At 40.2% G+C, this 12,806-nt stretch carries 17 protein-coding genes; 16 read left to right on the top strand and 1 reads right to left on the bottom strand.

Translation table 11 applies throughout. From position 1 onward, the window contains the following. Window positions 1-7 precede the first annotated feature (7 nt). Window positions 8-487, top strand: coding sequence for a PH domain-containing protein (locus KMHG_RS14635; protein WP_044504931.1), 480 nt, complete (start codon window positions 8-10; stop codon window positions 485-487). Continuing rightward, complete coding sequence (locus tag KMHG_RS14630) at window positions 480-1,952, top strand: PH domain-containing protein (RefSeq protein ID WP_010290623.1); 1,473 nt, start codon at window positions 480-482, stop codon at window positions 1,950-1,952. The genes KMHG_RS14635 and KMHG_RS14630 overlap by 8 nt, the downstream gene beginning before the upstream one ends. Window positions 1,953-1,971: 19 nt before the next feature. Here the strand turns inward: KMHG_RS14630 and KMHG_RS14625 are convergent, their stop codons facing one another. Further along, window positions 1,972-2,592 (bottom strand): rhomboid family intramembrane serine protease, encoded by a 621-nt coding sequence (locus KMHG_RS14625; RefSeq protein WP_010290622.1) that lies wholly within the window; start codon window positions 2,590-2,592, stop codon window positions 1,972-1,974. A 70-nt stretch (window positions 2,593-2,662) separates the two neighbouring features. On the opposite strand from KMHG_RS14625, the gene acpS reads away from it, so the two are divergent. The 14 genes from acpS to KMHG_RS14555 all read left to right on the top strand — a co-directional run bounded on the left by acpS (window position 2,663) and on the right by KMHG_RS14555 (window position 12,704). Next, window positions 2,663-3,016, top strand: a complete 354-nt coding sequence (gene acpS, locus KMHG_RS14620; RefSeq protein ID WP_010290621.1) for a holo-ACP synthase — start codon at window positions 2,663-2,665, stop codon at window positions 3,014-3,016. 170 nt (window positions 3,017-3,186) lie between these two features. Beyond that, window positions 3,187-4,305: an alanine racemase gene (gene alr, locus KMHG_RS14615; RefSeq protein ID WP_010290620.1), complete on the top strand. Its 1,119-nt coding sequence runs from the start codon at window positions 3,187-3,189 to the stop codon at window positions 4,303-4,305. 156 nt (window positions 4,306-4,461) lie between these two features. Next, on the top strand, window positions 4,462-4,722 hold the full coding sequence (locus tag KMHG_RS19370) for a hypothetical protein (protein WP_010290619.1): 261 nt from the start codon (window positions 4,462-4,464) through the stop codon (window positions 4,720-4,722). 27 nt (window positions 4,723-4,749) lie between these two features. After that, window positions 4,750-5,100, top strand: a complete 351-nt coding sequence (locus KMHG_RS14605; protein WP_010290618.1) for a type II toxin-antitoxin system PemK/MazF family toxin — start codon at window positions 4,750-4,752, stop codon at window positions 5,098-5,100. Window positions 5,101-5,251: 151 nt separating this feature from the next. After that, window positions 5,252-6,031: an STAS domain-containing protein gene (locus KMHG_RS18520; protein ID WP_010290616.1), complete on the top strand. Its 780-nt coding sequence runs from the start codon at window positions 5,252-5,254 to the stop codon at window positions 6,029-6,031. 4 nt (window positions 6,032-6,035) lie between these two features. Beyond that, entirely contained in the window at window positions 6,036-6,401 is a 366-nt protein-coding gene (locus tag KMHG_RS14595) for an STAS domain-containing protein (protein ID WP_010290615.1), read from the top strand. Further along, window positions 6,401-6,802, top strand: a complete 402-nt coding sequence (locus KMHG_RS14590; RefSeq protein ID WP_026022132.1) for an anti-sigma regulatory factor — start codon at window positions 6,401-6,403, stop codon at window positions 6,800-6,802. Before KMHG_RS14595 ends, KMHG_RS14590 begins: the two co-directional genes overlap by 1 nt. 47 nt (window positions 6,803-6,849) lie before the next feature. Beyond that, window positions 6,850-7,830: a PP2C family protein-serine/threonine phosphatase gene (locus KMHG_RS14585; protein WP_010290613.1), complete on the top strand. Its 981-nt coding sequence runs from the start codon at window positions 6,850-6,852 to the stop codon at window positions 7,828-7,830. A 22-nt stretch (window positions 7,831-7,852) separates the two neighbouring features. Further along, window positions 7,853-8,173 (top strand): STAS domain-containing protein, encoded by a 321-nt coding sequence (locus KMHG_RS14580; protein ID WP_010290612.1) that lies wholly within the window; start codon window positions 7,853-7,855, stop codon window positions 8,171-8,173. A 4-nt stretch (window positions 8,174-8,177) separates the two neighbouring features. Further along, entirely contained in the window at window positions 8,178-8,651 is a 474-nt protein-coding gene (rsbW, locus tag KMHG_RS14575; protein ID WP_010290610.1) for an anti-sigma B factor RsbW, read from the top strand. Then, window positions 8,629-9,408 (top strand): RNA polymerase sigma factor SigB, encoded by a 780-nt coding sequence (gene sigB, locus KMHG_RS14570; RefSeq protein WP_010290609.1) that lies wholly within the window; start codon window positions 8,629-8,631, stop codon window positions 9,406-9,408. The genes rsbW and sigB overlap by 23 nt, the downstream gene beginning before the upstream one ends. Then, a complete protein-coding gene (locus KMHG_RS14565) occupies window positions 9,398-9,982 on the top strand; it encodes a SpoIIE family protein phosphatase (protein ID WP_010290608.1) in 585 nt (194 codons plus the stop codon). The genes sigB and KMHG_RS14565 overlap by 11 nt, the downstream gene beginning before the upstream one ends. Window positions 9,983-10,051: 69 nt before the next feature. Continuing rightward, the gene (locus tag KMHG_RS14560; protein WP_390619243.1) at window positions 10,052-12,202 is read left to right on the top strand and encodes a Tex family protein; all 2,151 of its coding nucleotides are present in this window, start codon (window positions 10,052-10,054) and stop codon (window positions 12,200-12,202) included. Between the two features lie 52 nt (window positions 12,203-12,254). Continuing rightward, on the top strand, window positions 12,255-12,704 hold the full coding sequence (locus KMHG_RS14555) for a SprT family protein (protein ID WP_010290604.1): 450 nt from the start codon (window positions 12,255-12,257) through the stop codon (window positions 12,702-12,704). The last annotated feature ends 102 nt before the right edge of the window (window positions 12,705-12,806 follow it).

Here is a 12,806-nt window from a genome sequence, read left to right as displayed (position 1 = left end):
AGTGGACATAGTGGGAGAACCGATACAACAAATCTCGAAAAAAGGATTAAAAGTGTGGCGGATTCATGCGATGATTCAAACGGTGATTGTTTGGCTCGTTTTAGGTGGGCTAAGCGTTTGTACATATTTTTTTGGCTGGTATGAGTGGCTTTATATCGTTTTCGGTGTACTAGCGGTAGTAGAAGCTGTTTGTAGTATTTTTATTTTCCCAAACATTCGTTGGCGACATTGGCGTTATGAAGTACGCGACGAAGAAATCGATTTAAAATATGGGCTCTTTATTATTAAACGTGTGCTCGTGCCAATGGTGAGGGTGCAGCATGTTAATACTGTGCAAGGGCCGATTTTAAAACATTACCATCTAGCAGAAATTTCGATTTCAACAGCAGCAACGGTACATACGATTCCGTTATTAAGTGAAGAAGAGGCAGATGCATTGCGTCATAAAATATCTGCCTTAGCAAGGGTGGCTGAAGAAGATGTCTAAACAACATTTGCACCCAATTACGATTTTAGTGAAGTTATTTCAAATGATTAAACAGTCGATTGCGATTTTCGGTTTTATCGTCGTGTTAAACATTACGAAACTTACGTGGAATCCAGCGGACCCTCGTTTTAAATGGACGTTGCTCGTACTACTCATCGCTTTCGTGCTACTTGCGTTCATGATCGTTTATATCGTGTTATGGTGGCGTAAATTTACGTATTGGACAGAAAACGACGAATTGCACGTACAAGAAGGTATTTTTATTAAAAAACATCAGTACGTACCGTTCGAACGTATTCAAAGTATGAATTTCAAAGAAGGAATTTTCCATCGTCCGTTTCAGCTCGTGAAGGTAAGTATCGAAACGGCGGGGAGTGAAGACGCTGGTATTGATTTACTCGCGATTTCACGCGAACAGGCTGACTGGTTAGATGCTGCAACGAAACGGGCAAAGCGTGCGACGAAACAACAGGAAACGTCGGAAGAAACGTTATTAGAAGAAGTCCCGCAACGTGAAACGATTTACCGCATGACGACGAAAAATCTATTTATTTTAGCGACGACTTCTGGTGGACTTGGCGTTATTATTGCCGCGGTCGGTTCCGTCATGTCGCAACTGTCAGACATTATTCCGTATGAACGTATTTTCCATGAACTACAAGACGTTGCAAAGGTGGGTGTGTTGCTCGTATCGCTCATCGTACTCGCGATATTATTCGTTTCTTGGATTATTTCAATTGCGTGGACGTATTTGAACCATGCGAATTTTATCGTCGAACGTGAAGGGGATCGTTTATTTATTTCAAAAGGTGTACTCGAAAAGAAACGTGTAGCCGTTCCACTTGCCCGCATTCAAGGCATTAAAATTGTGGAAACACCATTCCGTCAATTGTTTGGCTTTGCGGCGATTCAATTAGAAAGTGCCGGCAATACGGAAAATGATCAAACATCGACAATTTCGCTCGTTCCACTTATTAAAAAGCGAGATGCGTATGACGTATTAGCGCAGCTATTCCCATCGTATACGTTCGAGCTACCATTAACGCGTGCACCGAAAAAAGCGATGTGGCGCTACATGTTATGGACGCCGGCATTTGCATTGTTGCCAGTAGCAGCGGCATGCTATTTCATTCCGTACGGTTATGGCTACTACAGTTTAATCATATTGCTATTAGGTGCGATTGTTGGATTTATGCAATATCGAACAGCAGGTTTTGCGATTCACCATTTCCAATTAATAATCGTCACACGTGGTTTTTCAAAACAAACGTTTTTTGTCATGAAAAATCGCATTCAAACGATAAAAGTAGCGCAAAGTATTTTCGCCGAGACAGGGCAGTTAGCGCGCATTAGCGTTTCCATCGTCGCTGGTCGTGCGGAATCACAGACGACGCTTAGATTTTTTGAAAAAAGCGCATTAATGCGTATATTTGCATGGTTTCAACCGCATGAAAAAAGAGGCTAATCGTTAGCCTCTTTTTTCGTTATAAATGAATTTTTCGTTGTTTGCGCCACTTCGCAATGTTTTTCGGGTGGAAATTAATAAAGCCAATGACAGCACCTGTAATTAAACCTGCAATATGTGCGGTTGCGTTTACATTTGGTTGTAAAAATGTGATGATAACAGAAATAATGACGAGTGGTAAAATCATTTGGCGAAGTTGTGGGAAAATGTGACGCGTATAGTAAACGAGTGCTAAATACGCACCGAGCATACCAAATACTGCACCACTTGCGCCGACAGATACGTATCCAAGGTCTTGCACGAAATACGTCGCGACATTTCCGATAATGCCTGACATTAAGAAAATAAAGATGAAGCGTGCGCGACCGGCGATTTTTTCAAGTTCTGGTCCGAAAACGTATAACCAAAACATATTTGATAAAATGTGTAGGAAGCCACCATGAATAAAAATAGCTGTTACTAAGCGCCAATATTCACCGGCCCCAATGAGCCAGTTGGCGGCCGCGCCATAGTTGAAAATATAGCTATTTATACGAGGTACCAAACCGATGACATAGACGATTAAATTAATTAAAATTAACGTCGCAACAGCTGGATAAAGCTTGATGTAGTCCGAAAGTTTTTCGTTACGATTAAACATATCGTCACCTCTCGTTAAAAGTTATCATTATTATACCTGTTTAGGACAATCGAATGAAAGGAGGAAGGCTATGATTACAGGAATTGGGTTAGATATTGTCGAAATGACGCGCATCGAAAAGATCAATCAGCGTAGTGAAGCATTTCGAAAAAAAGTGTTAACCGATCAAGAATTAGCTCTTTATAATGATTTAACACCGCATCGACAATTGGAATTTTTAGCGGGTCGATTTTCCGCAAAAGAAGCATTTTCAAAAGCGCTCGGTACAGGTCTAGGCGGCCAGTGCGCATTGCATGATATTGAGATTTTAAAGGCTGAAACAGGGCAACCAATTCTTTATTTTAAAGGTGAGCGCGTGAACGGATTTGTATCTATTACACATTCAAAAGCGTACGCTGCAGCCCAGGTGATTTTAGAGGCGTAAAAGATTCTTTTTGAAAAGGGGCTTAATTTTCAGTGAGTGGGGTAAATAAAATTATCGCCAATAAATCGGGAAAATATGTCTTTTTAAAGAGTATTCAAAAATATTGACCTCCGTTCGCGAGAGGTACATAATAATAGAACAAAATTACGATTTAGAAGAGGTAAGAACTCATGGAAGAATTACAAAACTTTCGACCTACGAAGGCCGTTATCGATTTAAAAGCGATTCAATCAAACGTTTCAAATTTGCGTAAGCACTTGCATTCAAACGTACATATTATAGCAGTCATTAAAGCGAATGCTTACGGACATGGCGACATCGAAGTAGCGCGTGCTGCTTTAGAAGCGGGCGCAACAATGCTTGCAGTAGCGACACCAGAAGAAGCGCTACACGTTCGCAAACATATTGCGGATACACCGATTTTAATTTTAGGCGCTGTACCGGTTAACTTCACACCTTACGCAGCGAAATACGATATTACATTAACTGTTTTCTCAACAGAATGGTTAGCCGCTGTGCGTGACATTGCGCCGACATTCGAAAAAACATTAAATGTGCATTTGAAAGTCGACAGTGGGATGGGACGTATTGGCGTACGTTCAGCAGAAGCGTTGCGTGAAGTTTATGACGCTGCACAATTTAAAAATATTTGTGTAGACGGTATTTTCACACACTTCGCTACAGCAGATGAAGAAGGAACAGCATTTTATGAACATCAAGTAGAAGTCTTTACATCACTTGTGAATAGCCTTCCAGTCAAACCTCGTCTCGTACACGCAGCAAATACAGCCGCATCATTAGTAAAAGAACATGTGCAATTTGATGCCGTTCGTTTCGGTATTTCAATGTATGGCTTATCGCCATCAGACTATGTCGCACACCACTTACCATATGAACTAAAACGCGCACTCTCACTTGAAACAGAAATCGTTCATGTGAAACAAATACATGCTGGCGATACGGTTGGTTACGGTGCCACATATGTTGCAACTGGGGATGAATGGATTGCCACATTACCAATCGGATATGCAGATGGTTTAATCCGTGGTCTTGGCAATCAAGAAGTACTCGTTGGCGGCGTGCGTGCACCGATCGTTGGTCGCATTTGTATGGACCAAATTATGATCAAGCTACCGAAAAAAATGCCTGTCGGTGAACGCGTCGTATTAATCGGTACACAAGGCGACGATGAAATTTTAATCGAAGAATGGGCAAAACGTCTAAACACGATCGTTTATGAAATTCCATGTATGCTAAATAGCCGTATTCCTCGTATTTTTCAGGCATAAGATCGACGCATAATAGGCACGAAAATTCAGAAAACAATCATTTTTTATATCACCTTGTGGCTTTTACACCTTTTCAAGAATACATTTCTTTGTTAAGATAGGTTCAAGCTACGAAGAACGACTAAAAAAATGAGGTTTGCTTTGGAGGTGCTGGCTATGAGTCAAAATCAATTAGATATTATTCAATTGCCTGAATATGAAATGGAAAAAGCTTATGATGCGGTATTACAAAAAATTGCGCAACATTACGCTTATGAAAGTGACGTGCGTAAACATGCACGTATGCAACAACAAAAACATATTCGAGAGGCAATGGTTAAGGGATACGAAGAAATGTCTCAAATTAACCTTACGATATGCAGTGAATGCTTGCATGCAGAGTATGAAGCTGAGCATGTAGCTGGACGTATATGGTAGCGCGTCTCGTTTACGGAGGATGAAAATGTGAACGTAAAACGCGGAGATGTCTTTTTTGCAGATTTATCACCAGTGGTCGGTTCCGAGCAAGGGGGAACACGGCCGGTGCTGGTAATTCAAAATGATATTGGCAATCGATTTAGTCCGACCGTGATTATCGCGGCCATTACAGCACAAATACAAAAAGCAAAATTACCAACGCATGTCGAAATTGATGCGAAAAAATATGGTTTCGAGCGCGACTCTGTTATTTTGTTAGAACAACTTAGAACGATTGATAAGTCTCGACTAACGGATAAAATAACACAATTGGACGGACCATTAATGCATAAAGTCGAAGCAGCTTTGGAGATCAGTTTAGGCCTCATAAAATTTTAGCATACATATAAAAAAGACTACTTTCTTTTCGAGGTAGTCTTTTTTTTACATAAAAAAGAACCAATGTAGAAAAAAATGGGTTTTAAAAGTGAATTATATACAGAAATATTATACAATTATGTAAAGATTATTATGATGGGTGGTGAGTGTGATGAATTTAGTGAAGGCGTACAAAGACCAATTAAAACAAGCAGTCGTGGAAAAATGGGCCGAGAAAAGCGATATACATCAGCCGCTCCATATGGAGAAATTAGAAGATATGTGCGGATTAATCGAAGCCGCTTTATACGAGGAAAATGAAGTGGTGAAAGATAATATTTGTCAGTCATTCATCGGAAAATATCATTCGTTTGAAGAAAATGTTTACTACATACAGCTTGTTGAAGAAGCTGTCGTAGAACTCTTCCTACAATCAAATACCCATTCCGTTGAGGAAATAAGCATTTTTTTACGAGAAAATTATAAAAAAGTGCATGATATGGAACGTGCCCTTATTATGAATTACGAACGAGGATTATCGTCTCAAATTAATCAGCAAAAGCGTTCATTAAAAGAATTATCAACGCCTATTATTCCTGTACTTGAAAAAATTGCGATCTTGCCACTTGTCGGAACGATTGACGAAGCACGCGCGAAACTGATTGTCGAAAATGTATTAGAAGGCATTCGAATGTATCGAGCAGAAGTTTTACTCGTCGATATTACAGGTGTACCGTTTGTAGATGAGGTCGTTGCTCATTACATTACACAAGCAGTGAAAGCCGTCCATTTACTTGGCACGCAGTGTATCATCGTCGGTATTCAACCGGAAATGGCACAAGCAATTGCTTCGTTAAATAAGATGTTTCATAACTTATTAACAGCAAATACGTTACAACGTGGCTTTGCACAAGCGTTGAAATTAACGAATAGAAAAATTGATGAGGTGTAATGATATGATCCAGCCAAAAGTGCCAATTTTGAAATTAAAAAACTGTTTGATCATTTCAATCCAATGGGAACTAGACGATGCGACAGCATTACAATTTCAACAAGACGTATTAGAAAAAATTCATGAGACGAACGCGCGCGGCATCGTCATTGACTTAACGGCAATCGATTTTATCGATTCTTTCATCGCACGTATTTTCGATGAAGTCATTCAAATGGCAAATATGATGGGCGCAAAAGTCGCACTGACAGGCATTCAACCACCGATTGCCATCACACTCGTAGAATTAGGAATAGAGTTGAAAAACGTGATGACGGCACTTGATTTAGAAAGTGGGTTAGAACGGTTACAACTAGAATTGGAGGGATAATGATGGACGTTTCCTCAGTGAGCATTTTAACGGAATGGGATATCGTAGCTGCAAGACAAATGGGTCGTAGCGAAGCAAAAGTCATTGGTTTTGGTGCTGTCGACCAAGCGCGTATCACAACAGCAATTAGCGAACTGGCTAGGAATATTTATTTATATGCGGAACAAGGAAGCGTCACAATTGGGCGTTTCGAAAAAGATGGGAAAGTCGGAATTCGCATTATTGCAGAAGACCGCGGACCTGGTATTAACGATGTTCAGCTCGTATTACAAGACGGATATTCTTCATCATATGGTTTAGGAGCAGGGCTTCCAGGGGTAAAGCGTTTGATGGATGAATTTGATATTCAGACAGAAGTAGGCGAAGGCACGAAAATTACAGTTGTAAAATGGTTGTCTTAACAGATAGGTGAGGATGCGCTACGAAAGAGATACAAAAACAGTACACGATGTTACTAAGCCAATACTTAAAGTATCAAACAGAGCGAAATTTATATTTAGGTCAAAATTTTAGCCGACATCTCGTCCAAAAAAATATTACGCCTGAAGAAGTGATTAGTATTCATAAAATCGCCCTTGAAGAAATATATGGCGATACGTTAGAAGATACGATGATCATTTCGCTCGACTTTTTAACAGAGTTTATGATTCAGTATGGCTTAGCACTACGTGAACATAAAATATTAGTTGAACAGCAAGAGTCGATGAATCATGAAATTGAACTTGCTGCAAAAGTACAAAATACGATGTTACGCACGAAAAAGCCAGAAATCGACGGTGTAGATATTGATTTCTTATCCGTACCTGCAGGCAAAATGAACGGTGACTACGTTTACTTCCAAGATGACGATAGTGACTTTGTCGGCGTCGGTGTAGCAGACGTCGTCGGAAAAGGAATTCCGGCTGCCCTGTGCATGTCGATGGTGAAAAATGGTTTAGACACACTTGGTCAAGCGAGTATTAGTCCGGCATATGCGCTCGACGTTTTAAATCGTATCGTTGAAAAAAGTGTTTCTGATAACATGTTTATTTCAATGTTTTACGGTAGATATGATAGCGAAGAGGCTACATTTACATATGCGACAGCAGGTCATGAGCCAGCGCTTTATTATTGTGCGAAGGAACAAAAGTTTTATGACCTCGACGAATCGAAAGGGTTATTGCTCGGTATTTTACCAGATGTACATTATACCGAGAGTTCTGTAAAACTAGAATCAAATGACATGGTTCTCATCATGACAGATGGTGTGACGGAATGTCGTACCGAAGACGAACGATTTTTAACAAGACAAGAGCTGACGGATATGATCTTCAACGTGAAAGATCAAGCGCCAGGAGAAATCGCGCATAGCGTCTTTAAAGCGTTAGAGAAATTCCAAGCGTTCCATCAACGTGATGACTTTACGTTAGCAGTCATTAAAAAATTATAAAAAAACAATAGAGGTGCAAATCATGGAATTAACAGTAAATATTACGACACAACAAGATAGCAGCGTACTTGCAACAATTAGCGGCGAAATTGATGCTTATACAGCACCAAAATTACGTGAACAATTACTAGCAATCGATACGAAAAATACGAAAAAGGCTGTGCTTGATTTAGCAGGCGTTGGTTACATGGATAGTACAGGTATCGGTGTTATCGTAGCATTTTATAAAAGCGTCATTGCAGACGGGGGCGAATTAACACTCGTTGGTTTATCACCTCGTTTAAAACGTTTATTTGATATTACAGGTTTAAGTGGTATTATCCACGTAGAAGAGGAGGCGTAAAACGATGAAGGAATTTGATTATTTTGAAATGCGCATCCCATCGAAAACACAATATGTGGGCGTGGCACGTTTAACAGTTTCAGGTTTAGCAAGTCGTTTAGGCTTTTCATACGATGATATCGAAGATTTAAAAATTGCTACGAGTGAAGCAGTGACAAATGCAATTCAACATGCATATGCAGATGATGAAGAAAAACAAGAAGTCATTGTTGGCTGTGCAGTGTATGAAGATAAATTAGAAATTATGGTTGCGGATTATGGTCGCAGCTTCGAATTTGAAGAAGTAAAAGAAAAGGTCGGCCCATATCACGAAGACACGGAAGTCGAATTTATTCGTGAAGGAGGGTTAGGGTTATTTTTAATTGAAAGTCTAATGGATGAAGTGAAAGTACTAAATGAAAATGGTGTAACAGTCTTCATGACCAAATATGTTTCACGAGAGCAGGTGAATGCAAATGTGGAAACAGACGTCCACTAGAAATGCCTCAAAGGAACAAGTTTTACAATGGATTCAACAATACCAAGATACGAAAGACGATGAAGCGCAAACGCGCCTCGTCGAAAACTACCAATATTTAGTTGAGTCGATTGCGCGTAAATATTCAAACGGTCGTTCATATCATGATGATATCGTCCAAGTAGGGATGCTCGGGTTACTCGGTGCGATTCGTCGATTCGATCCAGATTTTGGCCGTAGCTTTGAAGCGTTTGCGGTACCGACAATTGTCGGGGAAATTAAACGTTTTTTACGCGATAAGACGTGGGATGTACACGTGCCTCGTCGTATTAAAGAATTAGGTCCACGTATTAAATCAACGGTTGAGTTGTTAACGACTGAATTACAACGTTCGCCGAAAGTATCTGAAATTGCTGAACGATTAGAAGTGACAGAAGAGGAAATATTAGAAGCAATGGAAATGAGCCGTAGCTATCAAGCACTTTCAATGGACCACTCAATTGAGTCAGATTCAGATGGTAGTACAGTGACGCTATTTGACGTTGTCGGTCAAGAAGACGATGAATTTGAAAAAACAAATCGTCGTATGATCGTCTCAGAAGCGATGAACGTGTTAAATGAACGTGAAAAACAAATTATTCAATTAACATATTTAGAACAATTAAGTCAAAAAGAAGCGGGCGAACGCCTCGGCATTTCACAAATGCACGTATCTCGTTTGCAACGAAAAGCGATTAAAAAACTACAGCAGGCGATTATCGCTTCAGGTGGTGTATAACATTAACTTTTCGTATCATATCTTTCAACGTAATCATCAGCAATATGATGTGTGTGGAGATAGCTATTTCGTCGATCAGCGAGAAGACTATGCGATTTGCGTCGTCGCTGATGGCCTCGGAAGTGGTCCGCATGCGCACGATAGTGCACAAATTGTAACGAATGTCGTTCAAACATATGGACATCAACCACTCGACCAGCTCATGTTATTGTGCAATGAGCGTTTAAAGTTAAAGCGTGGTGCAGTTGCTTCGGTAATGCGTATTCATTTCGCACGACAGGAAATACAATATTGTGGCATTGGGAATATTACTTGCTACGTCATTCATCATGATACGATCAAGCGCCCGCGTACGCATTACGGCTATTTAGCAGGAAAAACAATCCGTCCATTCGTTGAAACGTTTAAGTTCACGAATGGTGATCGATGTTTTATGCATTCTGATGGGGTAGATGTGATTGACGCCGCGACGCTATTAAATGCAGATGCTTGGCAAGCACTTGAAAATGATGAGACGGATCATTATTTGTTGCGAAAAAATGATGATCAAACGTATGTGATGCTTCAATTTTAAAAGGCTGTGTAGCTGTCATGTTACACAGCCTTTTTTAATGAAAAGTGCTACACTTGAACGAAAGAAAGGATGAGATCGATGAATTTTTCAGCAACCATTGCGAAAGAATTAACAGTGAGTCCAAAACAAGTGAGTACCGTGATTACACTTTTAAAAGATGGTAACACAGTACCTTTCATTGCCCGATATCGTAAAGAGGCAACAGGTTCACTAGATGAAGTTCAAATTAAAGCGATTGAAGACCGCCACCATTACTTAGAACAATTACAAGCGCGAAAAGCAGAAGTGATCAATGCGATTGATGAGCAAGGAAAGCTAACACCTGCGTTATCGGCGAGCATTGAAAAAGCAACAATTTTAAAACAAGTAGAAGATTTATATCGTCCGTATAAACAAAAAAGAAAAACGAAAGCAACGATTGCAAAATCGTTAGGGTTAGAACCGTTAGCAAATAAAATCATGGCCTTTCCGAATACGCAGCCTCATCAACTAGCGACAAGTTATACGAATGACGCACTAACAATTGACGATGCCTTACAAGGTGCACGAGATATTATTGCAGAACGTCTCAGTGATGATGCGAAAATTCGTGATATGATTCGTCGTTATACGTGGCGTGAAGGAACGATTTGCACAGACGTAAAAGATAAAGTGCAAGATGAAAAAGCTGTATTTGAAATGTATTACAGTTATGAAGAGCCACTTGCGAAAATCGTACCGCATCGTACGTTAGCGATAAACCGTGGGGAGCACGAAAACATATTGCGCGTATCGATACAAGCACCGATTGCTAAAATTGAAGATGCGATGCGTCGTACGTTTATAACAAATCCGACATCACCGTGTGCAACACAAGTAGACGAAGCGATTGAAGATAGTTATAAACGATTGATTGCGCCATCGATTGAGCGAGAAGTGCGCAATGAATTAACCGAAAAAGCTGAGACGCAAGCGATTCATATTTTCTCGGAAAATCTACGTAGCTTATTACTACAACCACCGATGCGTGGGAAATACGTCCTTGGTGTAGATCCGGCGTATCGAACAGGGTGTAAACTCGCGGTCGTCGATGATACCGGAAAAATGCTTGAAATCGGCGTCATGTATCCACACCCACCGAAAGCAAAGCGCGACGAAGCAAAACAAGTGATGAAAGATTTGCTACAACGTTATCCGATTTCGATCGCAGCGATTGGTAACGGGACTGCTTCACGTGAAACAGAAGCGTTTGTCGCAGAAGTATTACAAGAAACAAATAGTGAAGCTTCGTATGTCATCGTTAGTGAAGCGGGTGCAAGTGTATATTCAGCATCAGAAGTTGCACGTGCCGAATTCCCAACACTACAAGTTGAACAACGCAGCGCTGTGTCAATTGCCCGTCGTTTACAAGATCCACTAGCTGAACTTGTGAAAATCGAACCGAAAGCGGTTGGCGTCGGTCAATATCAACATGACGTCTCACAAAAGAAATTATCGTCATCATTAACGTTCATCGTCGAAACGGCTGTTAACCAAGTAGGTGTCGATGTCAACACGGCCTCTGCATCATTACTCCAATACGTATCTGGCTTATCGAAAGCAGTTGCTGAAAATATTGTGGCGCTTAGAGAGACAGAAGGGAAGTTTACAGCGCGTACACAATTGAAAAAAGTGCCGCGTCTCGGTGCAAAAACGTATGAACAAGCGATCGGCTTTTTACGTGTACCGGATGCTAAAAATCCGTTAGACGAAACAGGGATTCACCCAGAGAGCTATAAACTTGCAGAAACGTTGTTACAAAAAGCGGGCGTATCGAAGCAAGCAATCGGTACTGATGCTGCTGAACAACAATTAAAACAATTGCACGTTGACGCACTTGTCGATGAATTAAACATCGGCGCAGTAACGATTCAAGATACGCTAGATGTGTTAATGAAACCGAAGCGCGATCCACGTGATGCATTCCCACAACCACTTTTAAAGAAAGATATTTTAAAAATGGAAGATTTAAAACAAGGAATGGAGCTACAAGGAACTGTTCGAAACGTCGTTGATTTTGGTGCGTTTATCGATATAGGTGTTAAACAAGATGGCCTCGTTCATATTTCAAAATTAAAAAATGGGTTCGTCAAACATCCACTTGATGTCGTGTCACTAGGCGATATCGTGACAGTATGGGTCGATCAAGTCGATGTGAAAAAACAACGCATCGCTTTGACAATGCTTGCCCCTCAATCATAAAATGAAGTCGAGTCACGTTGATGGCTCGACTTTTTTTGTAAGGAGTGAGGAAATGACAGACGAAACGTTACAACAATTTGTATGTGACATATCTAATCAATACTTTCATAAACCATTTCGTCATCAGGCATATTTTAACGCGCGACTTCGTACGACAGGGGGCCGTTACATATTGCAAACGCATCATATTGAAATCAATCCAAAATCGTACGAACAATTTGGCGTGGATGAATTAACGGGAATCATTAAACATGAATTATGTCACTATCATTTACATATAGAAGGAAAAGGGTATCAGCATAAAGATCGCGACTTTAAAAACTTATTGGCGCAAACGAAAGCACCACGCTTTTGTTCGATCATTCAAAAGCCTATTTCTCATAGTGTTCAACATACGTACGTCTGCGAGTCATGTGGCATCGTCTACAGACGAAAACGTAGAATTGACGTCACAAAATATCGTTGTGGAAAATGTGCTGGAACGCTTTTTAAAAAGAAATAAAGTTTTTTTAAAAAAACTATTGACGAATAGAACAGACCTCTCTATAATAGTAAAAGTCGACAAGGTAATCACTTACCAAAACGATACGAAACATATTATATT

The sequence above is a fragment of the Kurthia massiliensis genome, assembly GCF_000285555.1.
In the GTDB taxonomy this organism is placed as follows: domain Bacteria; phylum Bacillota; class Bacilli; order Bacillales_A; family Planococcaceae; genus Kurthia; species Kurthia massiliensis.
The sequence above is the reverse complement of the archived record's forward strand: the minus strand, read 5'-3'. Positions and strand labels throughout refer to the sequence as shown.